Annotated in this window: 32 protein-coding genes and 1 tRNA gene; all 33 read right to left on the bottom strand. The window is 29.2% G+C overall.

The window, feature by feature from the left end:
• Positions 1-31 precede the first annotated feature (31 nt).
• The 33 genes from JOC62_RS14800 to JOC62_RS14640 all read right to left on the bottom strand — a co-directional run bounded on the left by JOC62_RS14800 (position 32) and on the right by JOC62_RS14640 (position 21,762).
• Positions 32-412: a hypothetical protein gene (locus JOC62_RS14800; protein WP_204596059.1), complete on the bottom strand. Its 381-nt coding sequence runs from the start codon at positions 410-412 to the stop codon at positions 32-34.
• A 65-nt stretch (positions 413-477) separates the two neighbouring features.
• On the bottom strand, positions 478-741 hold the full coding sequence (locus JOC62_RS14795) for a hypothetical protein (RefSeq protein ID WP_204596058.1): 264 nt from the start codon (positions 739-741) through the stop codon (positions 478-480).
• Between the two features lie 16 nt (positions 742-757).
• Positions 758-1,102, bottom strand: a complete 345-nt coding sequence (locus tag JOC62_RS14790; protein ID WP_204596057.1) for a DUF6711 family protein — start codon at positions 1,100-1,102, stop codon at positions 758-760.
• Between the two features lie 17 nt (positions 1,103-1,119).
• Positions 1,120-4,566, bottom strand: coding sequence for a phage tail family protein (locus JOC62_RS14785; RefSeq protein ID WP_341534815.1), 3,447 nt, complete (start codon positions 4,564-4,566; stop codon positions 1,120-1,122).
• A 31-nt stretch (positions 4,567-4,597) separates the two neighbouring features.
• Complete coding sequence (locus JOC62_RS14780; protein ID WP_341534816.1) at positions 4,598-4,885, bottom strand: Gp15 family bacteriophage protein; 288 nt, start codon at positions 4,883-4,885, stop codon at positions 4,598-4,600.
• Between the two features lie 34 nt (positions 4,886-4,919).
• Positions 4,920-5,294, bottom strand: a complete 375-nt coding sequence (locus JOC62_RS14775; protein WP_204596083.1) for a hypothetical protein — start codon at positions 5,292-5,294, stop codon at positions 4,920-4,922.
• A 13-nt stretch (positions 5,295-5,307) separates the two neighbouring features.
• Positions 5,308-5,775, bottom strand: coding sequence for a phage tail tube protein (locus tag JOC62_RS14770; protein WP_204596055.1), 468 nt, complete (start codon positions 5,773-5,775; stop codon positions 5,308-5,310).
• Between the two features lie 8 nt (positions 5,776-5,783).
• Positions 5,784-6,170, bottom strand: coding sequence for a phage tail terminator protein (locus tag JOC62_RS14765; protein ID WP_204596054.1), 387 nt, complete (start codon positions 6,168-6,170; stop codon positions 5,784-5,786).
• On the bottom strand, positions 6,170-6,553 hold the full coding sequence (locus JOC62_RS14760; protein ID WP_204596053.1) for a hypothetical protein: 384 nt from the start codon (positions 6,551-6,553) through the stop codon (positions 6,170-6,172). Before JOC62_RS14760 ends, JOC62_RS14765 begins: the two co-directional genes overlap by 1 nt.
• The gene (locus JOC62_RS14755) at positions 6,553-6,879 is read right to left on the bottom strand and encodes a hypothetical protein (RefSeq protein WP_204596052.1); all 327 of its coding nucleotides are present in this window, start codon (positions 6,877-6,879) and stop codon (positions 6,553-6,555) included. Before JOC62_RS14755 ends, JOC62_RS14760 begins: the two co-directional genes overlap by 1 nt.
• A 2-nt stretch (positions 6,880-6,881) precedes the next feature.
• Complete coding sequence (locus JOC62_RS14750) at positions 6,882-7,244, bottom strand: head-tail connector protein (RefSeq protein WP_204596051.1); 363 nt, start codon at positions 7,242-7,244, stop codon at positions 6,882-6,884.
• 39 nt (positions 7,245-7,283) lie between these two features.
• Positions 7,284-7,553 (bottom strand): hypothetical protein, encoded by a 270-nt coding sequence (locus tag JOC62_RS14745; protein ID WP_204596050.1) that lies wholly within the window; start codon positions 7,551-7,553, stop codon positions 7,284-7,286.
• A gap of 14 nt (positions 7,554-7,567) precedes the next feature.
• Positions 7,568-8,473, bottom strand: coding sequence for a capsid protein (locus tag JOC62_RS14740; protein WP_204596049.1), 906 nt, complete (start codon positions 8,471-8,473; stop codon positions 7,568-7,570).
• 23 nt (positions 8,474-8,496) lie between these two features.
• Positions 8,497-9,111 (bottom strand): hypothetical protein, encoded by a 615-nt coding sequence (locus JOC62_RS14735; RefSeq protein ID WP_204596048.1) that lies wholly within the window; start codon positions 9,109-9,111, stop codon positions 8,497-8,499.
• A gap of 108 nt (positions 9,112-9,219) precedes the next feature.
• Complete coding sequence (locus tag JOC62_RS19435; protein WP_204596047.1) at positions 9,220-10,119, bottom strand: DUF2971 domain-containing protein; 900 nt, start codon at positions 10,117-10,119, stop codon at positions 9,220-9,222.
• Positions 10,120-10,287: 168 nt separating this feature from the next.
• Entirely contained in the window at positions 10,288-10,455 is a 168-nt protein-coding gene (locus tag JOC62_RS14725; protein ID WP_204596046.1) for a CPCC family cysteine-rich protein, read from the bottom strand.
• Positions 10,456-10,461: 6 nt separating this feature from the next.
• Positions 10,462-12,042 (bottom strand): phage minor capsid protein, encoded by a 1,581-nt coding sequence (locus JOC62_RS14720; protein WP_243425083.1) that lies wholly within the window; start codon positions 12,040-12,042, stop codon positions 10,462-10,464.
• Positions 12,026-13,537 carry a capsid protein gene (locus tag JOC62_RS14715; protein WP_204596045.1) on the bottom strand — a complete coding sequence of 504 codons (1,512 nt, stop codon included), beginning with the start codon at positions 13,535-13,537 and terminating at the stop codon, positions 12,026-12,028. Before JOC62_RS14715 ends, JOC62_RS14720 begins: the two co-directional genes overlap by 17 nt.
• Before the next feature lie 2 nt (positions 13,538-13,539).
• On the bottom strand, positions 13,540-14,907 hold the full coding sequence (locus JOC62_RS14710) for a terminase (protein WP_204596044.1): 1,368 nt from the start codon (positions 14,905-14,907) through the stop codon (positions 13,540-13,542).
• Entirely contained in the window at positions 14,900-15,328 is a 429-nt protein-coding gene (locus JOC62_RS14705) for a terminase small subunit (protein ID WP_204596043.1), read from the bottom strand. Before JOC62_RS14705 ends, JOC62_RS14710 begins: the two co-directional genes overlap by 8 nt.
• The gene (locus JOC62_RS14700) at positions 15,321-15,614 is read right to left on the bottom strand and encodes a hypothetical protein (protein WP_204596042.1); all 294 of its coding nucleotides are present in this window, start codon (positions 15,612-15,614) and stop codon (positions 15,321-15,323) included. The genes JOC62_RS14705 and JOC62_RS14700 overlap by 8 nt, the downstream gene beginning before the upstream one ends.
• 55 nt (positions 15,615-15,669) lie before the next feature.
• Entirely contained in the window at positions 15,670-15,885 is a 216-nt protein-coding gene (locus tag JOC62_RS14695; protein WP_204596041.1) for a hypothetical protein, read from the bottom strand.
• Between the two features lie 270 nt (positions 15,886-16,155).
• On the bottom strand, positions 16,156-16,347 hold the full coding sequence (locus tag JOC62_RS14690; RefSeq protein WP_204596040.1) for a hypothetical protein: 192 nt from the start codon (positions 16,345-16,347) through the stop codon (positions 16,156-16,158).
• 67 nt (positions 16,348-16,414) lie between these two features.
• Positions 16,415-16,981 (bottom strand): hypothetical protein, encoded by a 567-nt coding sequence (locus JOC62_RS14685; protein ID WP_204596039.1) that lies wholly within the window; start codon positions 16,979-16,981, stop codon positions 16,415-16,417.
• 136 nt (positions 16,982-17,117) lie between these two features.
• A tRNA-OTHER gene (locus JOC62_RS14680) sits at positions 17,118-17,202 on the bottom strand.
• A gap of 243 nt (positions 17,203-17,445) precedes the next feature.
• Positions 17,446-17,985 (bottom strand): coiled-coil domain-containing protein, encoded by a 540-nt coding sequence (locus JOC62_RS14675; protein ID WP_204596038.1) that lies wholly within the window; start codon positions 17,983-17,985, stop codon positions 17,446-17,448.
• A gap of 10 nt (positions 17,986-17,995) precedes the next feature.
• Positions 17,996-18,400: a YopX family protein gene (locus JOC62_RS14670; RefSeq protein WP_204596037.1), complete on the bottom strand. Its 405-nt coding sequence runs from the start codon at positions 18,398-18,400 to the stop codon at positions 17,996-17,998.
• A gap of 253 nt (positions 18,401-18,653) precedes the next feature.
• A complete protein-coding gene (locus tag JOC62_RS14665; protein WP_204596036.1) occupies positions 18,654-19,394 on the bottom strand; it encodes a TRADD-N-associated membrane domain-containing protein in 741 nt (246 codons plus the stop codon).
• A gap of 131 nt (positions 19,395-19,525) precedes the next feature.
• The gene (locus tag JOC62_RS14660; RefSeq protein WP_204596035.1) at positions 19,526-19,774 is read right to left on the bottom strand and encodes a hypothetical protein; all 249 of its coding nucleotides are present in this window, start codon (positions 19,772-19,774) and stop codon (positions 19,526-19,528) included.
• The gene (locus tag JOC62_RS14655; RefSeq protein WP_204596034.1) at positions 19,767-20,054 is read right to left on the bottom strand and encodes a hypothetical protein; all 288 of its coding nucleotides are present in this window, start codon (positions 20,052-20,054) and stop codon (positions 19,767-19,769) included. The genes JOC62_RS14660 and JOC62_RS14655 overlap by 8 nt, the downstream gene beginning before the upstream one ends.
• 2 nt (positions 20,055-20,056) lie before the next feature.
• Complete coding sequence (locus tag JOC62_RS14650; protein WP_204596033.1) at positions 20,057-20,539, bottom strand: Holliday junction resolvase RecU; 483 nt, start codon at positions 20,537-20,539, stop codon at positions 20,057-20,059.
• An 82-nt stretch (positions 20,540-20,621) separates the two neighbouring features.
• Positions 20,622-21,335 (bottom strand): hypothetical protein, encoded by a 714-nt coding sequence (locus JOC62_RS14645; protein WP_204596032.1) that lies wholly within the window; start codon positions 21,333-21,335, stop codon positions 20,622-20,624.
• 34 nt (positions 21,336-21,369) lie between these two features.
• Positions 21,370-21,762 (bottom strand): replication terminator protein, encoded by a 393-nt coding sequence (locus JOC62_RS14640; RefSeq protein ID WP_204596031.1) that lies wholly within the window; start codon positions 21,760-21,762, stop codon positions 21,370-21,372.
• Position 21,763 lies beyond the last annotated feature (1 nt).

Raw genomic sequence — 21,763 nt, 5'->3', positions numbered from 1 at the left:
TAACCTCCTTCCTTTAAAGATTAATATTTTTCTAAACTTCTATCATAAAATCAATACACATCATTTCATTTGGTGCCATATCGTAGCCATTTAATAAATCAAGATTAAACTTATGTACATCAATTTCAACCTCAATATCTTGTAAATCTTTCATATCCTTATTCCAATTTTCTTTTCCATCTTCTTTAATAACATAGTTACCATCTTCTATTTTTAAATTACCTTCTTCATCTTTTTCACAATATTTGTCTACTATCTTTTCTCTTTCTTTATTATAGTGCTTTAATTCACTTTCTATCTTTCCAATATTCTTACCTATTGCATAAGATACCTTTACAGGTAAACTCTTTCTACTAATTTCTCCTAGCATACCTACTTTTTCTAATATCTCTTTATTTTTTAACTTTGCCATTATTAAATCCTTCTTTCTTTAATTCATTTAATATAAAAAAGAGCCTACATGATGTAAACTCTTACTTAGAATACAAAACAATTTAATCCTTTTGCTACTTCATTTGCTTTTGCTCTAAATTTTTGTACTTCTGCTGCAACTAAACTAGAATTAGCTTTAAATAAATTCATATCAATTACATAAGTTTGTATATTTGCAACTCCATTTTCTACTAAGCTACAATTCATATTCATAATTTGTTGTTTCATTCCATTTGTTTCTATCTCTACAGCTCCATTTAAATTTGTAGTTTCGCTTACTGTACTTGTTACTTTTATTTCATCTGCCATTCTAAATTCCTTCTTTCTATTTTTCTATTAAATTAAAAGATAGACCTAACCACATATTATTTTTAAAATTAAATGATGGCGCAGATCTATCACCTGTATAAAATATTTTTGAAGTTTGTCCTTCCATTGGATCTGGATAAGAAACTGAAAAATATACGTTAGATACAGCATTAAGTATAGTTTCTATTTCTTTAGAAGTTAGTGGACCCCACTCAATCTCTAATTTTCTAGTAATTCTTATTCTATCTCTAAGCATCACGCCTTTTGCATTTCTATTAGTATTTTCCCCATCCAAATCCATTATGTTTACTTTAAAACTTTTAGGAGCAGTAACTTCTACTCCATTAACTATTAGGTTCAAACTTTTACTACTCCTTTCTATATTTCTAGTAATAATTCTCCTGATTGTCTATGAACCTTATTTATAGCACTTATAGCAATCTTTCCAAAATCAGTATCATTTACTCTTAGAATTATATCTCCAAATTCTTTAGAGTCCGTACTATTGCTGATTCCAGTTCCTTTATTATCTTTACTTTCTTTTATAGCTTCAATGATAGCTTCCTTTAATTTATCTAAATAATTAGAATCATTAATATTTTTATTATCCATATTAGAATTTTGTCCAAGCATTGTTAAATCAGGTTGCTGTAACAAACTGCTAGAAGTTAATAATATATTATTTATCCTTTCAGTAAGCTTACTAGCAAGTAAATCTAATCCTTGAGTATTATTTTCAAGTGGTACAACTGCTTCTGTACCAGCTTCACCAACTACGGCTTGTGTAGGCTTATCAACTACACCACCTTTAGCCAGATAAGACATTTTAGGAATATTTACACCAAAGTGTTGTCCTCCAATACCTGGAATCCATGAAGGAGCATCAAAACTAATGGTATTCAATCCATCAATACACATATTGATAAGTCCTATAACTGCATTTAAAGGTGCTTTTGCTATTCCGCCAAGAGTATCGAATATACCTCCAAATATATTTTTAACTCCATTCCATGCCCTAGACCAATTACCAGTAAAGACTCCTGCAATAAAATCTATAATTCCTCCAAATATTCGTTTTACTCCACCGAAGATATTACTTACATTTCTTAAAAATGCATTAAGTAAATTTCCTAAAGCCCCAAATGATTTACTCCAGTCTCTTTGAAATACTGACTGCAACCAAACTTTAAAAGCATAAAAAATAGCTTTTATTTTAGCCCATATAATCTGTGCTTTTGCTTTAATAACATCCCAGTTTTTATATAATGCAACTCCAATAGCTATTATTGCACCTATAGCCACAATAGTAATTCCTATAGGTGATGTTAGAAATGCTATTGCAACCCCTAAAGCAGTTGTAACTCCTGTTGCTATTACACAAACTGCATTCCATGCTACTGTTGCAGCAGTCATTGCTATTTGAGCTGTAGTATCTGCTATTTTAAGTCCTGTATTTATTGCAAATTGTCCAGCTTGTTTAATTAATTCAAGTGTTCCATTAGCTAATGAAACTAAAAAGTCTCCCGCATACATAGCAGTAAGTTGAATAGTTTCTAGCTTATCTGCCAATTTTGCTAGAGTACATTCTTTTAAAACTTTAGATATATTTCCAACAGCTCCTATCACACCTCCAGCTTGTTGGATGAATGACATTAATTTCATTGTTTCCCAAGCTGCAAAAAATAAAGTAACTGTAATTATCATTGCATCTAAAGCAGGCTTTCCCTCACCCATTAACCAATCTATAAGACTGCTAAATGCATCTAAAACAGTTCCAACTACATCTGCTACTTTCGCTATAACCGGTGCTATATTGTTCATGAACCAATCAACTAATGGAACTACAAATTGAGTATAAATATATCCAGCTAATTCAAACACTTTAGCTCCTAACCTTACAAATCCTTTGAACAAATGACTTCCACCATTATCCCAAACATATAACAAATTCTTAGTTAGATTTTTAAGTACTCCAGATGTTGCATCTAATACTTTCATAAATGTATTTGCGACTCCTGGTCCAACTTCTCCCCACACTTCTCTAAATGAATCTCCAATATGCTTTATAAGAGTTAGTACATTTACAAAAGCATCTGCTAAAGTTTGAACTATGTGTGTTCCTATGTTTCCTGCATTCCATGCATTAGCAAAAGTTGTAGCAATATCTCCTATAATATTAAATATGTTCTGTAATATTTGAAGAATGACAACTAGAATTCGTTCCCCAGTTCCATTAGTCCATACTTCAAGAAAACTCTTACCTATACTTTTTATAAGATACCATATCCCATGTAGTGCATATTTTATACTTTCAATGGTTGCAGATCCTTCTCTGGCCCATGCTGCTTTAAAAGGTTGAAATATTTTTGATATTATATCCTTTAATTTTGCTACCATATCATCTATTTTTTTCATAGCAGCACTTGCAGGACTTAAATCCACATTAGGAGCAACCATAGGAATAGGATCTATTCCTCCACCATCTTTCGGAGTTTTAGGTTTCTTATTCTTATCAGTATCTTTTGGTAAGCTTAATTTATTAATTTCATCAAATCCAGCCAAAGCACCTTTTATTTTTTTCTTAGTCTTTTCTGCTGAATCTCCTATCTTGCCTACTGCTCCAGAAGTCTTTTTACCTTGCTTCTCCATATTTTGCATTGATGCTATAGAAGCATTCATACTTTTTGCAGCACCGAAACTGGCTTGATATGTTTTACCAAATAAAGCACTTACAAAAGCTGCTATATATGCTGTAACATTTGCTAAAGCACTCATTAAAGCATTAAGAGCAGGTAGAACAGCTTGATAAATCGGCATAAAAGCAACTATTAAATTACTTCTTATTTGATTTAAACTATTTGCAAATTGTGCATTTGTCATTAATGCATTTCCTATATATCCTGCGACTGCTGATATACCTTTCATAACAATAGGAAAAACTATCCCCCATTTAAACATGCTATCAATAAACATTCCTGTAGCACTTCTAGCACCATTCATATTCTCTCTATATCTTCTTGTATTATTATTAGCATTTTTCAGACTTCTACTTGCACTCTTTGCTACACTAGCAGTTCTTTTAATACTGTTATTAGCTGAATTTACACCATTACTAGACCTTTGAGCTGCACTACTTAATCTCTCAAATTCTGCATCTAAATCGGCAAGCTTAAAACCAGCTTTATCACTTTGAGCTACTAATTTATTTATTGTAGCCTCTGTCTTTAATATTTGCTCTTGTATTCTATTTTTTCTAGCTTGATTAAATGTACTATTGTAAGTTTGTCTTAATCCTGATAACTTCTCTTGCTGTTGCTCTATTCTTCTATTAGTTATTTCTAAACTATTTGTTAAGTTCTCTATTTGCGATCTTACACTTTCCAAGTTTGCACTTGAGTTTACTTTTGGCTGCGGTGGCCCTCTAGTTGTAGCTGGAGAGCTTGTTCTATTAGAAGTAGGGTTTATATTCTGTGCTGGATTAAAGTTTATTGGCATCTTAATCTTTTTAGCATTAGCTATTATACTTTTTATTGCTTCTAAAGCACTTGCCTTCATTTCTTGTATAGATTTTAATACTAATTCCTTATTCTTCTCAATGCTACTTTTTATAGTATTATCTATAGAATTTAATGATGTTTTAATAGCTTCTGTCATTGAATTAGTTAAACTACTAAAATCAATTTTGCTTGTTATACCTTCTAAACTTTTACTTATCTGATTACCTATCTTTTGAGATATTTCTTCAATTTGCTTTTCTGTATCTCCACCGAGTTCTAAGTCTAAAGTAATCTTTCCGACTGAATCATCACCTGCCAATAATTTCACCTACCTTTCATAATAAAAACAAGCATCTAGTTTAACTAAATGCTTGTTTAAATAATTCTTGTATTTCTTTTATCTGCTGTTCTTTTTCTTCATCTGTCATTTCTTCTATCTGCCTATTTCTCCAATCAGCTCTGATTTTATGTTGTTCCTTAGTAAAACTCTTCAATATATTTTCATCTTCTTCACTTCTTATAGAAACAATTTGACCTAGTGGAGTTTTAGGCATTATTCCACTAAGTAAGGTACAAAACTCATCCCAACACATATCTGATTCATTTCTAAGCCTTATACCGTATTGAGCTGTAAATGAAGCATCTATAAGCTCCCAATCTTCATATAAATCGTACCATTGGCTATTTTTCTTCTTGTTGAAATCGCTCTACTTCCTTTTTACTGATTTCCTCCATTTCTTCTAACTCTAGATTAGATATTGCAGCCATTATTGCATTAATTATAGTATTATAACCTTCAAAACTTAATTCTAGGCTTTCTATATATTGAAATGCTTCCATTCCTAAAGATGCTTTTATTATCTTTTCTAACATCTCTATTTCATTAATTTCTTCATCTTTATTCTTTGATTTCTTATTTTTATTTTGTTTAACCAAAGATTGAATATATATAGCATTATTTTTGCTATTATTTATTTTATACTTATGATCTTCATCTATTTCTAATATTGGTTTATCATTAACCAACTTATCCATTATGTTATATATTTTTGCCATAACTTACTCCTCCTTAACCTCCTACACTTGGTGACACTGTTGCTGGAATGAACTCCGGTTTACCATCACCTTTTAAATCAAATTCAAGTGGTGCAACCTTTGTACTATCATCTCCACCTACATTGGTTACATTTATTACACAATTAAATGCTAGTTTTGAACCATCTGGAAAACCTATAGAACCTTTTGTACTACATTCAAGTCCATCTTTCCATGCAGTTGCAGCAACATAATCATTACCTGGGTCTCCTACACTTCTTTTTCCTTTTAAACTTATTGAAAATGACTTACCAGTCATTAAAGATCTTGCCCATCCATTTGTTGTCATAGGTGTCCAGTCTTCAACTTTACCATCTATTTTTATACCAAAGTTCTCCATATCAGAAATTGTAACCATGTCTTTATCTGTACTCGCTAGACCTTTTGTACCAATTTTAAACTCTAAATTATATACTGGAAATACTCCTGTAAATCCTGCCATATTATTACCTACCTTTCATGTATTATATTTACCTCTATCACATATTCATATATACCGTTTTTATCTGTTCCAACACTTATAGGTTCTGTAGTTCTCATATTAAAATCTATAACTCTCTTTCCACCTATAATAGCGTCTTGTCCAAATAAAGCGTTATATACTTCTTGTGCTTTTTGTTCTGCTGTATTAGCATTTTTACCCCAATGTATTAATATAGAAATAGCCTTAGTGGAATAGCTTGTATTTTTTAATCCACCTAAGGCTATATGACTTCTTGGCCCTCTTATACTATAAATACCTATACATTGTTCTTTAGTACCATCTATCTTTCCTATATACCATTGAGGACATTCTATTTTTGTTTTTAAATATTCTCTTACTTCACTTAGTAACATTACTTTATCAATCCTTTACTGAACATTTTTAAAAAGTGCTTATAAGTATCTGTTACAAATTCTTTGTTATCTCCATCAACATAAGACTGCATCCACTTACCTTGAGCATTTGCATTTTTATCTTGCCTAAAGTTGTACTCTGGATGCCAATATAATCTTCTTGCATATGGTGTATCAAAGTTTATAGATGTTCTTCCATCATCTAACCTTAATAAATCAACAAAACCACTTCTTTCAAGTTCTCCAGTATCTTTTGGAATTACTGCACTTGTTTTAATATCACTTAAAATAGCTTCTGTAGTTTCTTCTAAAGCTTTGTTTTTAGCATTTAGAATTGTATTTATCTTTGCTCTATCTAATTTTATTGTTATTTTTGATTTCATTAGATAAGCTCCAATTCAGTACTAAATACAGACCCATCTGGATTCCTTGGTCTTGAAGATTTATAAATATCCTTTTTAAGTTCTCCAATTTTAATATATCCTTCTATCAACTTATCTGGATTAATATCACCTTCAACTATTACAGTACCACTTAAGGTTACAAGTCTACGCTCCGCATCAAGTGTTTGCCTACTTTTTTCATTATAATTACATAGTCCATCATAAATTAAATCTTCTACTGGCTCTCCATCTTCATTAATATATGTTTGATATATATTTACTGGAGTATTTAAAATCCATTTAGGGAATGGTAATTTAACGCCCATAACTATAATCTCCTACTATTTAAACCTGTTTGAGATATATAATTAATAACTTCTTTAGTAGTAGTTATTCCATTTACAATACTTCCGTTAAAACTAACAGATGTACTACCAACTGAATAACCACTTAAAGGCATATTAATAAATTCACCATATTGCTCTATAAACTCTGCTTGTAAGCATATTGCTTTTTTAATTTTATCTTGCTGAAATGGAGATAAATTTTTAAATTCTATTCCTATTATTCTGTTATAGGTTAAAGTATCAATCTGATCTGATGCTCTTTCTAATCTATTTTCTAAAGTATCATCATTAATGATTTTACCTTTAAATTCATCCTTGTAATATGAACTATCTACATAAGACATATTTTTCACATCCTTATAAAGAAAAAGAAGTCCTAAATTCTAAGACTTCTTTAACTCTTTAATTTCAGCTTTAAGCTTTTTATTTTCTTCTTTTATTTTTTCATTTTCTTGCTTTAAATCATAACTTTCTTCTTTTAATAGATCTAACTCATCTTTTAATTTTAGATACTCGTCATAAGAAACAGATGTCCCTGCTCCACGTTCTATAACTTCTCCTTCATCACTTAAAATATTATACCCTTGTGCTGTATAATAACTTTTTTCTGTTTCAGTTATTGTATAAACCTTGTTTTGTTTAATAGCTTTCATTTACATACTCCTCCTTAAGATTCTGCTTCTGCATTAATAGCAATACCACAAGCTTTGTTTTTAATTAAGAATGTATCGCCATAATTTCTATTTTGGAATAGATACTTATCTGCTGTTCTTGAATCCGTGCCTGGAGTAAATACTTTAATATAAGAATACTTACTTCTTGTTACTTGGCATGATGGGTGTATAAGTATCATATTGATTTGTTTAGCATCACTTGCAGGAACACATCCATTTGTAAAGTCATACTTGGTTTTCATTCTTGAACTTGGAACCTTAGTAATACTAACATCATCTAATGAATATACTCTTCTATCTATATTCCCATTATTTTTATTAACATCAATATTTCTTGTTAATCCTTCTGCATTTTTTAGTAATTTGTTAATAGCTGGTGTAACATAAAGTATTCTACCTTCACTTGGAACACCTTCATCATCCATCTTTTCCATTTGAGTATCAAACCAATCTAATACATTCGCTGTAGTTAAAACAGTGTTATCTATAACCGCACCATTTACTTTATATGTCTTAGCTTCTGCATAAAGTTTAGAATATCTATAGCTATCCTTCTCTGGTATTGCCTGTTCTGTTTCAAAAACATTTTGAATATTAGCCATCTCTAATGTCAAATTTGTTTCATCAACATCCATTGGATCTATTGCAAGTTCAATATCTCTATCATGAGATAGTTTCTTTGGTTCCCAATCATTTGACATTGAACCTGCATTAAATCCCATTGTGCTCCTATTATGATCCTTATAGCCACTTACTGTAATATTAGGTAATTTAATAGTTTGAGCATCCGTAAACTTAACTTGTGGGTTAGATTGCTCTAATGCATATGAAGTTAATTCCCTTGCATATTTTTGTTGTAATTGTCTTTCAAATTGTTCAGCATAACTGTATACTGCCATTTAATCATCTCCTAAATTTAAAATTATTTATTTCCAAAGGCCCTTGCTAATACATCATCAACATTTCCTTTTTGCTTTTCAGCACTAGCACCAATTTTAAAACCTTTGCTTTCCTCTTCATTATTCTTTTGTTGTTCACCTTTAAAGTTTGGATATTTCTCTAAAACTTTATCAATAGCCTGTTCTATTGTAAGTTCATCAGTAACCATAGCTTTAGCTAATATAACAACATCATCAACTGAACTTGCTATAACACCTTTAGATAAGCAAGTTACTTTAGTTTCTGCATTTAAAGCTCTCTCTTCTGCATCTTGTTTAGCCTTTTCTGCATTAGTTAAAGCTTCATTTTTCTTTTCTTCTTCTGTCTTTTGGCTTTCTTTCCAAGTATTAAAGGCTTCTAAATCTTCTTTACTTGGTTGTCCCTTCTTAGCTCTTGCAACCCTTTCTTTAATTAATTTGTCTACATCAGCTTGAGTAAAAGTCTTTTCTTCTGGTGTAGTTTCTTCTGTTCCTTCACCTTCTCCATTTGAATTATCAGTTGGATTAGCTTCTGAACCTTCTCCACCATTTCCTGCTCCATCATCAGCAGCTAAATACATTCCTAGTCTTTTTCTTAAATTACAATTTACTATAAACATAACTACCTCCATTTATAGCCTGTCGGCTGTTAATTCCATGCACCTTTTAACGCCTTAAGCAAGTTTTGGGCAAAATAAAAAAGCCTTAACTTAATAAGACTTTTTTATTTAATTATTTACTTGACGGAATTGTAAGTTATTTGTAATTTCTTTTAATTTTCTTTTTTCTTCATCTGATAATATAAACCCTCTTCCTCTAATATCAGAAAATTTCACTGTTTTATTTATAGAATATCTTCTTAGAATATCATTTAATATATCAACAAACCACTCATCACAATCAGGCGATATAATAATTTCATCTATTAAACTATTTAAATCTACTTTAATAAATTTAACTAATTCAGCACTATTCCTATCTTCAAAATATACTCTTAATTCATGTTCATATTCATAATATTTTGCTTTTCTTAGCAATCCAGTATTAATATTCCAATTAAAGTTATCTCCTGACTTAATATGAAGAGTCCTATCATCTAGTCTTATTTTACGTACAGGCGAATCTATTATTTGGTTATCTGTAGTTAAATCATTATATAATACTTTTTCTAGATAAATATTCTTATCAATATCTATTATACTTTTGATTAATTTATCCTTGGTAGTACTTATGGCAATACTATTTTTATTATTTGAAAAGACTCTCCACATTGCCAAAGATTCATATTTATTTATATGCCAACAATCAATATAAAAAATTTCATCATTATATATCTTATAATTCTCTATATTATTAAGATCAATTTTGATATTTTCATTTGGAGTTTCAATATTGATATAATCAAACCTATCTTGATCCTTACAACTTTCTAATAGTGTCATAGCCATATATTCCTGTACTAATTCACTTTTTATTATTGCTCCTTCATATGGGTCAATTTTCTTTAAGACTTTTTGATTACAAAAACATATCTCATTTCTAACAATTAGACTTAAGAACTTTTCTAAATCCATATATTTAAATAGTATTTGCTCACTATCTAACTTACTTTTATCATATATACCCACTTTAAATCCCCTCTTACATAATTTATTATTTTAAGTAATTGACTAATTTTAAAAAAAGTTATTACAATTAGTTATACTATAAAAAATATCACTTCCAACATACCAAATCTATAATAACAAATAATTTATTTATAAAAAGCACATACTATTAAAATTAGCTAGTACTTTTTAATTTATTTCTTTACCATTTTTATACGCTTCTCTTGCTTCTCTTAATGTCATTTTATTAGGTCCTATTGGTCCATCTAACTTTTCATCTAGTCCACTATTTTGATAATTACAATTATCGCAAATATCAAACATATCTACTTCTTTATTACAAACTGGACATTTCAATTTTCATCACTCCTTATATGCTTTCATTTGTTCTAACCAATATTCATAACCTTCTTTAGGCTTAAATACAGTTGATATTTTCCCATCTGCTCTTCCTACAGCAAAATCATTTGTACTTTTCCTATATTTAAATATAAACCCATCTTTACTAGCAAATCCTTCTATATCCTTACTTAATTGAGCTGCTAATAAATCTCTAGATATATTTAAGTATTCTTCTGGAGTTATATCACCATATTCTGATAAATGTTTTTCTATATGCTTATCAAATTTCTTTTGAGTTGCAAAGCTAGATTTTAACCACTTTCTACTACTAAGTTTATCATTTTCACCAACTTTTTCAACAGTATTACTATTTATTTCTCTTTGAGATGATCTTCTTAACTGTTTATTATCTTCTAAAAGTTGATTTAATTGACTCTTTATATCTTTAATTCTCTTTGATGCATCATTTACATGTTTAGCATCAACTGATCCTGCCTCTATTCTTTTCCATTTTCTTAATCCTCTTTCATAATATCTTTGTTTCTGTTCCTTTTCATAAAGTTTAATAGCTTCCTTACCATCTGGAACTACTGGAAGTCTTGTTATTCCAGGAAAGTATGTTATTAATGTATGCCTACAGTTAGGATGTAATAAACCTTCTGTTATAGCCTTACTAAGTAATGTATATTCTCCATCTTCTTTAGTTCCATGACTAAATACATCATCAATTAATATTTTTCCTTGCCAAGGCTCACACATCTTACAAGTATTTGCATGAGCTGATACAACTATTAAATGTATTCCATACTCATCACGTTTCTTACCTTCTCCTAAGAATGTTGCCCTTTGACTTGCTGTTCTTAAGCACATTTCTGCATAACTAGCAATATTAACTTGTTTACCATCTTTATAAACTATACTATTGATACCTTTATCTAAAAAATCTTTAGTAGCCATATCTATAGCTTGATTTAATGTTTTAGTTCCACTTTGTAAGTACATATGAGTCTTAAATATAGTTTGTCTATATACATCATCCATCTTTCTAAGAACGGAATATTGAGCCTTATTTAAATCCTTTGTTACAACTTCTTGTAGTGCATTAAGTTTCTTTTCATTTACTCCGAAGAAGTTAGTTTCTTTAGGAGGCTTGCTTTCTTTTCCTAACTCATTTGATATATATTCTTTAACTGTTTGAGATTCCTTTATATCTTCTGGAAACTGTACCTTAACCTTCTCAACTAAATCTTCTACATACTGTTGACCACTAATAAACTTATCCTCTAATTCTCTATCTATAGCTTCTTGGATAGGCTTATTATAACTTTCAACTATCTTTTTATTTCTTTTTCTGTACTTCTCCAAACCTCTAAGTTTAGTACGTTGCCATTGCTCCCAATTAAATCCTTCATCTTGCTGCTGTTTTTTATGAAAATAAAAAGCCCTATGCATAGAAGATATTAAAGCGAGTTCTATTTCTTCAAATATCTTTCTTATGTCATAAGACTTATCTCTTTCATTTTTATGATCTTCTAATATTTTTTTCTTTGTTATGCCTTCAAGTACTTCACTTAACTTTGATGGATTATTCTTCTTGTCCATCTTCATCAACCTCTGAATTTAAATCTTCATCATCTACTGCCTTTGGTTCATCAGCTTCAAGATAGCCATTCTGTTCTTTTATTCTTTTAATTTCCTCTTCCTTTTCTTCATCTGTCCATGTATCTCCATACATTTCATCTATACATTGTTCTATAGACATTACACCATAACTCTTAGCTTTACCTACAGTTTCTACTACTGCATCAAAGCTAGGACTTGCATATTCTCCAAAGATAATACTTACTTCATATTCTTCAGTACTCTTTTTATTTAATACATCATTAGTTTTTAAAACTATATTAACTAACTGCGGGATAATCTCTGTTAATATATCAACTATCTTTCCTCTAGTATATAAAGTAGTCTTTTCCTTTTCACGTTGAGCTTCTGCATTATCTGTTTTCTTAAGGTCTATTCCTAATGTACTAGGACTTATAATACCTTGTAAGCACATATCAATAGCATTAGAATAACTTTCAACATAAGCTTCATAGTTTATATTAGCTTGCTTCATATCTATCTCATGCTTTGCATCTTCTGCAAGACTCGAACCTACTTTTAAGAATCTGTTATCAAATGGATTAGGTTTCATTAAGTTTCCTGTCATTGGATCTTTAGGTACTAAATCCTCTGGAATATATTTTTGTACTCTTCCATCACGAATAGCATCTATCCATTGTGATATAACTTCGTCTAATGCATCAAAGGAATCTGATTTATTATCGAATATACTTTTACCTCTTCCATCAAATTTAGGAGACTTAAAGAACATTAATGGAACTGCCATTATAAAATCATCTTTATATGTTACATCAACAAGCTCTCTAGTTTCCTCTAAGATATTCAAAGGCACTTCATCACCATTACTATCGTACAAATTATAGTTAATATATCCTTTGCCATAAGTTTCAGCCAATTTATATTGCTTATTATTTTTAACATAGAATGTATAGAATTTTATTTCTTGTAGCCTTCCTCTTTTAGTTACATACTCTACTTTATCACCATCAAAAAACTCTATTATAGGATAAGGAGATACATCAGTATCTATAGATAATTTAAAAGCTCCATCACCACTAACTAAAGCTGTAGCAATTATATCACCTAGCATATCATCAAACTTATTATCTTTTCTTATCTCTTCCCAAATATCATTGTCACTTTCTTTAGCAACTTCTATACTATCTAAATCAGCCACAACTATATCACTTAACTTATCAGCTATCATTGCAGGTAATCCACTATGTATTTTTCTTATACTTAAATCTTCACTTGGAACAGCACTCCAAAACCTAGCTTTATTTACTGGATCACTCGATACATTTTTAAAGAACTGGTCCAGCTCATAAGGTTCGCCCCTATACCAAAGCTTATTCCTAATTAAGTTAGTTTCATAAGTATAAGCTTCTTGTATAGTAATAGGATTCGTTAATGCTGGTTGAACATTTAAATATTTAATTGCTGCTTGTGTTAACATATTCTTAAACCACCCCACTTCTATTCCTCCTTATAATCTCCTATCATCTTTCTAAATGGTATCCATGCATATTGTACAGAGTTAATTGTATGATCATTAGCATCTTCTGGCTCATACTTATCTTCTTTCCATGAATAGCACTCCAACTCTCTTATATGCTCTTTGCAAGTATCTACAACATAATAAAATACTTTGCCATTAACGTTTATCCAACCTAACATTAAATGTATTCTATCTAATATAGTTACCTTCTTATAAGAGTTAATAAAGTTATACATACATGCATTAGTTCTTTTAAACTTCTTAAGTTCTGTTATTGTTGCTTGGTCAGCACAATCTATAAATACATCTCTAGCAAATCCCCACTCCTTTCTATTCTTCTCTAAGAATCTAAAGAACTTAGGAGCTATATCACTAGGTGCTAATGGTATTTCTAAATCTTTATTGTTATATACCTCTTCATTTAACATTACTAACTCTTTCTTATCTGTAATACCTAGGAAAGTAAATGCAAATGTATCTGGACTATTCTGAGAATATGCTGTATCAAGTCCTGCTGTAAATTGAACAAACTTTAATTTATTATCTTTTATTTGTTTAACAACATAATCTTTAGATATAACATTATTCTTTCTTTCAAAGTTAGAGAATATAAGTCCTGTTGCTCTACCTCTTAAACCTAATATCTTATTTTTATACAACTTTGTACCTTTAGGAGCACTTGTCTTTTTCTTCTCTATATCTTCATCACTTAAAGATGCATTATCATAAAAAGAAAAGAACCAATAAGTCCAGTTAGGCTTTGGTTCTGAATTTAATTGCTCCATTATTTCTTTTGGAACATCACTTTTATATTTTTCTAATGGTCTACTACAATTAATAAACTCTGAATAAATAGGTAAGTTAGGATCATCTGGATTAAGTGTTGCCATAAGATAATCATTTCTTGTACATATCTCTCTTACAAACTCTATACTTGCTGTATTAACCTCATCTATAAGCACACATCCAAATTGAGAACCTAGGGACATCTTCCACTTATCAGCATTATCATAACCTAGAATATAAATTACTTTATCTCCTGAAGGTGTATGATACAGAATATGAGGTATTTTATTATCCTTATCACCATTACCATTGTATTTAACTAAATCACCAAATACATCAGTAATTCCATATTCCTTTTGTATTATATTCTTTTCAGCTACACCAGTAGTTTTACTTGCTATAACGTGCATTTTCTTAGGTGAATTAGCAACCTTTAACATAAACTTAAGTATTCCTACTGTTGTTTTCCCTGCTGCTGTTGTACCCTCTAAGAATTCTACTGGAGCATTATGTTTTAAAAACGCTTTATACTTTGGAGATAACTTATACTCTTCACTCATTATCTTCATCCTCTAATTGATTTAATATAGAATCTAGTTTAGCTGTAGAATTAACATTTAAGTTTGTATCCTTCTCAATCTTATCAACAAATAGCCTGTATCTCTTACCTAATAGCTCTGCTGCTTTAGTCCTATCTTGAAGTGATGCATCTAATCCAAATTGGTCTTTTTCTTCTCCTCTCATAACCTTTGTTAAGTATTGAAGGACTTCTTCACCTTTTGCTATTCTCTTATCTTCTATTTCTTTTAGACGTTCATCTATATATTGTTTTATATTAGGTTTTATTAGGTTCTCTGTTCCTATTACTGCTGCTGTTTTCTTACTATATCCTGCTCTTCTTGCTGCTTCTGTTGCATTCCCTAACTCAATATAACAATCTGCAAATGCCTTCTGTTTTGGTGTAAGCTTTTTATTATCCATCCGCTCCACCTACTTCTTTATATATCTCAACTAATTTTAAAAGTATTTCTTGTTGTTTAAAAGTACTTAATACCTCTACCTTAACTTTAGAATACTTATTAGAATCTTTTTTATTATCCGGATACATTTCGTTATACTCTTCAACATCTATTAAGTGAAATAACTTATATACAGTACATACATTTCCTGTTTTATTACTTACAAATTGTTCTCTATTTACTAAGTATATATATCCATAAATATTTAATCCTTTTATTAACTTATTTATTTTTCCTTGTATATTCATTATTTCACCTTCTTTCCAAAATAAAAAGAACCCTCATTACGAGAGTTCAATTTGACTATGTAAATAATATTGTTCTTTCACCTAATATAATAGTTGTTTTTATAATTTTTTTACCTCTATATTCAACCAGTTCATCTTTTATATCTATTATATCTCTCTTATCTTTTATTGCTAATTTTAAAAGTGTATGTACATTTTTAAAATGTTGAAACGCCTCCTCATATGACTTTACTTCTTTTACTTCTTGAATAACATTTTTAAATTTAATCATCCCTTGCCCACCTTTATACTTTTATTTTTTTATATTCTATAAAAAGTATAAAATCCCCTTTAAAGGAGCTTTATCAATTTCCACCTAGATTAATTACATTTAAAATAAAAACACCCATATTTCTATGAGTGCTTTTAGTGATTTTTTATTCATTTAGGGTCCTGAATTAATTAATAGATTTATAGACATTTTAATTATATCCCAAACTAAAAATTTTATTCATAATATATACTTACATTTTAATTAAGTATTATTGCTAGATAGCAACTATTATTTATTTATTAAGTGCTTTAGATCTTCTAAATCTATTATTTCTTTAATTAGTAATTTCATTGATATTTTCAACACATTTTTTCTTATACTATCTCTTAATTTTTTCTTTATTATTAATGGTGTTTTATCATTTTTTAATAGCTTTAATTTTTTCCTACTCAAAAATATCTTAAATCTTATTAAATACATATATTTTCATCTCATTTCTATGTAAAATAAAAAGAACTCTATTTAGAGTCCTTTATTTTATATACTATTAATTTTCTTCCTCTATTTCTTGCATATCTCTATCAATTTTATCTGTTGATTCATCAATCTTTCCTATAGTTTTTTTAATATTTGAATAATTTTTAGATATAGCTTCTAAATCACTAATACTCTTTTCTAATTTTTCTACGCTTTCAGTCGAAAGATTAATTAGCTCTTCAAGTGAATCAATCTTTTTTAATTCTATTTTTCTCACTACTTCTATTTTGGGTCTGTAAGAATATAAAAAATATTTCCACAGAGGTATACTAGATGGGCAAACCATCTTATATTCATCATTAATTATTTTTCTTGTACTATTATCAAGTGTTCCCCAAGTTTGTTTAAAATAATATTCTCCCATATCCTCTGGTATATAAACTCCATCCTTATTTAATATGTACTTTTCATGATCAAATACTCTCAATTTCAATGAAGCTATTATATTTAAGAGTTCTTTAATTTCTTTTTTAGAACTAATATCTTTTGAATGTATTTTAATTCCTATAAAAATACCTACAAAGGCTACAAAAACCAGTATGCTTGTTCCCCATGCTATTAATGTTAAATTATTCATCTTCTCACTCCTTTATAAATATATTCTACAAAAGAGTTTGTTTTCCCTTCAATAAAAAAGAACCTAGCCTAAACTAGATTCTTTAGTAAACTTACGCTAATAGCACGTTGTAACCCCTACTATTAGTCTTTATTAATGGTGCCGATGGTTGGAATTGAACCAACTCCCTCTAGTCTTTTTTACGACGCGTCCCTAGTGCTCTACCATTACGCTACATCGACATATTGGTAGGAATTTAATCCTACCTATTTTGGGTATTGAGAATTTATGAGAGGTCATGCAGGAAAGCAAAGGATTCGAACCTTCTTTAAGCACTCCTATCTAGTGACTTTCCATATTGCAGGGCATTAAACCCTGCTTATCTATTAATCAGGAGGACGCACAAGAAATTTTATCCTGTCCATATACTTAGTATACTGCTTTTTGTAAACAATGTTGTGCAACTTCTGTGCGATTTTCGTGCGCTATTTTCTATTAAACCAATAAAACCAATGCTCTACATTTCTTAATATAGCTATCTTTCTTCTATTTACATTGCTTCTATCTATTTTTAATTTCTGTGCAACAAATTCCTCTGTCCTTCCCTTGCCATATATAAGCTTAATTATTTCCATTAACTCATCATTTAATTCTTTAATATTATCTTCTATTACTTCATTATCTGTTTCTATATTAAATCTTCTTTCCTCAAGATCAATTAATTCTAATTTGCTCTTTTCTAATATCTTTTGCATTCTTGATGTTATATTCATAACAGAACTTTCAGCATAACTTATTCCTGTACCTGATGTTTGTACTCTTTCCTCATAAGTAATAGTTCTGCTTTCTTCTGGAATACTAATATTTACTTCTCTTAAATCATTGTTTATCTTATTTATTCTTTCTTTTAATTTTTCAATTCTTATATCTAATGTTTTTAATATCTTTTCTCTTTTAAAATAAGTCTTAAGCTTTTCTTCTGTATCTTTAAGTAGCTCTTCTTCACTTAATAAATTAGTTTCCATAAATACCTCCTTATTTTAATAACTCTGGATTCTCATATATATTCCCTATAACTTCATATTTATATGTCAAAATATTTGCAAAAGGAATGTGTTTTCTTGTAACTACCGTTCCCTCTATCCCTATTATTCCTCCCTCTACGCCATACATTCCATACTTATAATTCACTACTCTAATTAATTCACCTACTGATTCATGGTTGTACTTTAATATATCCCCTTCATATATTTCTTTTCCGTTCTTATCTTTTAATCCTGTATATTGTCCTACGGTTTCTTTCTTTACTGGCACAGCATGAAAACCATCAAGTATATAAATATTGTCTTCACCTTCATCATTCCATTCTGTAGTATATCCTCCATAAAACCACACATCGGTATCAATACCTTTGCCCCTAAAAATAATCCTTCTATCCATTTTCTTCACCTCATTTATATAAACTGGCTAGGTGTACTGTACTATATATTTAATGTGATGGGGGTACATCACATCCTTTCATATTTAAAATTATTTCCTAGCCAGAATATAACTTAATTAGAACTTCACTTTATCTGCCCATTGAGAACTTAAATTTCATTTACCTCATTTAATCTTTAAATTACAAACAAAAAAATACCGTAAATTCATTTTGAATAATACGGTATTTTCTATATAATAAAAATGATAAAATTTATTTTTTTTCTATAAGCGATGATATAATAATAGCAATTTCCTCTTCTTTTTTATCATCATTTAATCGCTCACTTAATTCTACAGCCAACATAATATGTTGTAAGTAAGAAAGCTTTTCAAAAAACAATTGTATTTGTTTAGTACTCTCTTTATATAATAATAATGATGTAGCTCCTATGAATTCTGATATCAATCCAGATAAAGTAGCTATTATAGTAATATTTAATCCCACTTTTCCAAATATCCAAAGAATAATTGCACCAATTAGCAAAATAAATCCTATTGTTATCATAGCTATACTAGAAGAATAACTTCTCTTAGCTTGTGCCTTATTAATTGTATAGTACTCATTTAATTGATTAAGATTTATTTTAATAACATCCATAACATTATTTTTAGTTTCAATTTTTTCATTTAATTTAATTCTTTCATTGGCTAGTGCTTCTAAATATTTATTTGTAGGGTCTTCAGTTATATCAAGATATGACATAATACAGATCAAAAATATTAAACTACATACAAATAGTAACATCATCAATATAACAAATATATTTTCATTCGAATTTAAAAATATATAATTAATTAATAATCCTAATCCCAATAAAATTATAAATATTGAAGATATAATTAAAATAATTTTCCTTTCCTTAGGATTTTTTTTTAACTTTTTTGCTGACCCTTTCAAAATAGTATTAATACTATTAATACTATTAATACTGCTTTCAAGCATTAAACTCATTTTATTTCCCCCTAAGTTAATATATAATTATATTATACACTTAACTTACTCAATTTTGTAAATACCGTATATTCAATTTTAAAAGAACACTTTGTAAATTTTACATTTTCCTCATATTGCGAAACATCTTATTATTTTGAACTCGGCTTATACCAACTACATCCATGACATTCCGTAGCATTAACCATCGCTTCTTCCATAGCCACTAAAGCTCTTTTTTCTTCTTTTAATTCTTTTTCCATCTTATCTAAATATTCTTTTGAGAACTCCACCACTCCTGGACCTTCTAAAAATATTTGTGTTGTTTCCACTTGATCTCTTAATGCATGTTTTAATATACATGCATTTTTATAACTTAATCTTATATTTAATTTACTCATTACTTTTTGCCTCTTTATATTTTCCTTTAAATTCTTCAATCTTAGAATTGACTAACTTCATATAATCTTCAAGATCCTTTCTATCTTTTATAGATTCATAATTAACCTTTGTCCCTTTTCTAGTTGTCTTGTTTATTCTTTTGACTTTAAATCCCTTACTTAATTCGCTAGTATATAAATCTAATATCACAAAATCATACATCATTTGGTTTTCATTCTTTAACTTTAAATTAATTAGTGTAAACTCCATTCCATATCCCATAACTTGTACATCTTCCATAATTAAATATCCTCCATAAAAAACTTTTCTAAATCATACTTGAACCTAACTTTCTTTTTAATTCCATCAATCTCTATTCCATTTTCTATACACCATTTAACAGGTATGCTCTTTCTCTCTGCCTTTTCTATAAACTCTTGTACATTTTCTACCTTAACAGCATAAACCTTCTGTAAAGGTCTGAAATTAAACATAAAATAAGGTTCTATACTTTTATACTTACTAGCCTTTAACATTTCTTCTAATTGAGTTTTTCTTATTCCACTTAAGGGAATACTTACACCGTTATAGCTCTTAAGTTCTAATAGAAAAACTTTATTTTCTGTAACTACTTGAAAATCACAAATATTATGTGCTTGAAATCTTACATTTTCATTTTTAGTTCCTTTAAAGTTTGCTGTACCATCTTTAAATCTATATATAAAATACTTTTCTGGAACTGACTTTTTAAAATCTTCCTCGAATCTCTTTCCCTCATTCTTCAAATATACGCACCTTCTATCATTTGATTATCATATGAGAATACAATAGTAAAATTGTACCCTCATATGTCCTTAATCCTTGTTATTATGCTATTATCTTAATATTACTTATACCTTCTAATTCTTCTAATAGGTACTCTTTTATTTTATTAATAGCTTCATTTCTCCATGCTCCTCCATCAGCTTCATATATTGCTGCTCTTGGACCATCTTGCATTCTAAATATAAACTTACTCATTGGTTGCTCTACTTCTGGGAATGTTCTATAAGGTGCTAAACTTACTGGATTAGGTACTATTGCTTGTCCTACACTTGCTACGCCTGTCTTAACTGTAACCTGTTGACTTACTCCATCATCACCTATACTCTTTACATTTTCATCTTGTACAAGGCCTGTATATTGTAGCAATGCCTTTTTATCTCCTACTTCTACAAAACTACTTTGAACCATAATATTAAATCTTTCTGTATCTATAAATTGGTCATAACGAACATTATTAGGTAATATAGCTTGTGCTTTAATATACACTTCTCTTTCTCTATCTTCATTTAAAGGACTATATAATCTTACTTCTTCCTCTGATTTTACTTGTATAAGTAATTCACCTTTTAATTTATCTACATTGCCTTTTATATAATCAACTAATCCTGTAAGTGTTGATACTGTAAGTGAACTCGCTACTGGCTCTGTAACTCTACTTAACCCTACTCTTGAATATGTTCCTTGTGCTAATTGAATTATTGGATCATCCTTTTCTCCTAAGTTTACTAAATACTCTATTGCTTCTTTGTTTATCATTTTATTTTCCACCTTTCAATTTATATAAATTTTATTATTTAACTAATTTAATTCCTTCTAAGTTAACTGTTTTTTCTTCTCCTGTTGTAAGAACTTCTCCTGTATTTTCATCTACTCTCATTACGCTTTGTCCTGGAACTTGTTTCTTATATTCACTTGCTAATATTCCACCTTTTCCATCTGTTCCAATAACAATTTTTGTTGATAATGCTTTACTTGGTGCCAACTTAGGTTTAGCCACAATAGCAACTTCTGCTAAATCTCTAGACTCATCTGCAACTAATGTCATATCTATAGTTAATTTTCTTTTTACACCATAATCAGTATTTGGATCTGATATATTTTCTAATACCTGTTTTAAAGCTATATTTACCTTTTCTGCTAATGCTCCACCTGCAAATGTTTCTAAATTAATCATGTTTTCCATT

Source organism: Clostridium sardiniense (assembly GCF_016907995.1).
GTDB lineage: Bacteria > Bacillota > Clostridia > Clostridiales > Clostridiaceae > Clostridium > Clostridium sardiniense.
The sequence above is the reverse complement of the archived record's forward strand: the minus strand, read 5'-3'. Positions and strand labels throughout refer to the sequence as shown.

What these genes read in the sequence shown, in the direction of transcription:
- JOC62_RS14755 (WP_204596052.1), bottom strand. Translation starts at nt 6,879, where the DNA reads ATGGGCGTTAAATTACCATTCCCTAAATGGATTTTAAATACTCCAGTA.
- JOC62_RS14795 (WP_204596058.1), bottom strand. Translation starts at nt 741, where the DNA reads ATGGCAGATGAAATAAAAGTAACAAGTACAGTAAGCGAAACTACAAAT.
- JOC62_RS14770 (WP_204596055.1), bottom strand. Translation starts at nt 5,775, where the DNA reads ATGGCAGGATTTACAGGAGTATTTCCAGTATATAATTTAGAGTTTAAA.
- JOC62_RS14775 (WP_204596083.1), bottom strand. Translation starts at nt 5,294, where the DNA reads ATGGCAAAAATATATAACATAATGGATAAGTTGGTTAATGATAAACCA.
- JOC62_RS14750 (WP_204596051.1), bottom strand. Translation starts at nt 7,244, where the DNA reads ATGTCTTATGTAGATAGTTCATATTACAAGGATGAATTTAAAGGTAAA.
- JOC62_RS14640 (WP_204596031.1), bottom strand. Translation starts at nt 21,762, where the DNA reads ATGGAAAACATGATTAATTTAGAAACATTTGCAGGTGGAGCATTAGCA.
- JOC62_RS14660 (WP_204596035.1), bottom strand. Translation starts at nt 19,774, where the DNA reads ATGAGTAAATTAAATATAAGATTAAGTTATAAAAATGCATGTATATTA.
- JOC62_RS14760 (WP_204596053.1), bottom strand. Translation starts at nt 6,553, where the DNA reads ATGAAATCAAAAATAACAATAAAATTAGATAGAGCAAAGATAAATACA.
- JOC62_RS14705 (WP_204596043.1), bottom strand. Translation starts at nt 15,328, where the DNA reads ATGGATAATAAAAAGCTTACACCAAAACAGAAGGCATTTGCAGATTGT.
- JOC62_RS14700 (WP_204596042.1), bottom strand. Translation starts at nt 15,614, where the DNA reads ATGAATATACAAGGAAAAATAAATAAGTTAATAAAAGGATTAAATATT.
- JOC62_RS14670 (WP_204596037.1), bottom strand. Translation starts at nt 18,400, where the DNA reads ATGGATAGAAGGATTATTTTTAGGGGCAAAGGTATTGATACCGATGTG.
- JOC62_RS14735 (WP_204596048.1), bottom strand. Translation starts at nt 9,111, where the DNA reads ATGTTTATAGTAAATTGTAATTTAAGAAAAAGACTAGGAATGTATTTA.
- JOC62_RS14765 (WP_204596054.1), bottom strand. Translation starts at nt 6,170, where the DNA reads ATGTTACTAAGTGAAGTAAGAGAATATTTAAAAACAAAAATAGAATGT.
- JOC62_RS14800 (WP_204596059.1), bottom strand. Translation starts at nt 412, where the DNA reads ATGGCAAAGTTAAAAAATAAAGAGATATTAGAAAAAGTAGGTATGCTA.
- JOC62_RS14675 (WP_204596038.1), bottom strand. Translation starts at nt 17,985, where the DNA reads ATGGAAACTAATTTATTAAGTGAAGAAGAGCTACTTAAAGATACAGAA.
- JOC62_RS14690 (WP_204596040.1), bottom strand. Translation starts at nt 16,347, where the DNA reads ATGTATTTAATAAGATTTAAGATATTTTTGAGTAGGAAAAAATTAAAG.
- JOC62_RS14655 (WP_204596034.1), bottom strand. Translation starts at nt 20,054, where the DNA reads ATGGAAGATGTACAAGTTATGGGATATGGAATGGAGTTTACACTAATT.
- JOC62_RS14645 (WP_204596032.1), bottom strand. Translation starts at nt 21,335, where the DNA reads ATGATAAACAAAGAAGCAATAGAGTATTTAGTAAACTTAGGAGAAAAG.
- JOC62_RS14740 (WP_204596049.1), bottom strand. Translation starts at nt 8,473, where the DNA reads ATGGCAGTATACAGTTATGCTGAACAATTTGAAAGACAATTACAACAA.
- JOC62_RS14665 (WP_204596036.1), bottom strand. Translation starts at nt 19,394, where the DNA reads ATGAGTTTAATGCTTGAAAGCAGTATTAATAGTATTAATAGTATTAAT.
- JOC62_RS14685 (WP_204596039.1), bottom strand. Translation starts at nt 16,981, where the DNA reads ATGAATAATTTAACATTAATAGCATGGGGAACAAGCATACTGGTTTTT.
- JOC62_RS14695 (WP_204596041.1), bottom strand. Translation starts at nt 15,885, where the DNA reads ATGATTAAATTTAAAAATGTTATTCAAGAAGTAAAAGAAGTAAAGTCA.
- JOC62_RS14745 (WP_204596050.1), bottom strand. Translation starts at nt 7,553, where the DNA reads ATGAAAGCTATTAAACAAAACAAGGTTTATACAATAACTGAAACAGAA.
- JOC62_RS14710 (WP_204596044.1), bottom strand. Translation starts at nt 14,907, where the DNA reads ATGAGTGAAGAGTATAAGTTATCTCCAAAGTATAAAGCGTTTTTAAAA.
- JOC62_RS14720 (WP_243425083.1), bottom strand. Translation starts at nt 12,042, where the DNA reads ATGGACAAGAAGAATAATCCATCAAAGTTAAGTGAAGTACTTGAAGGC.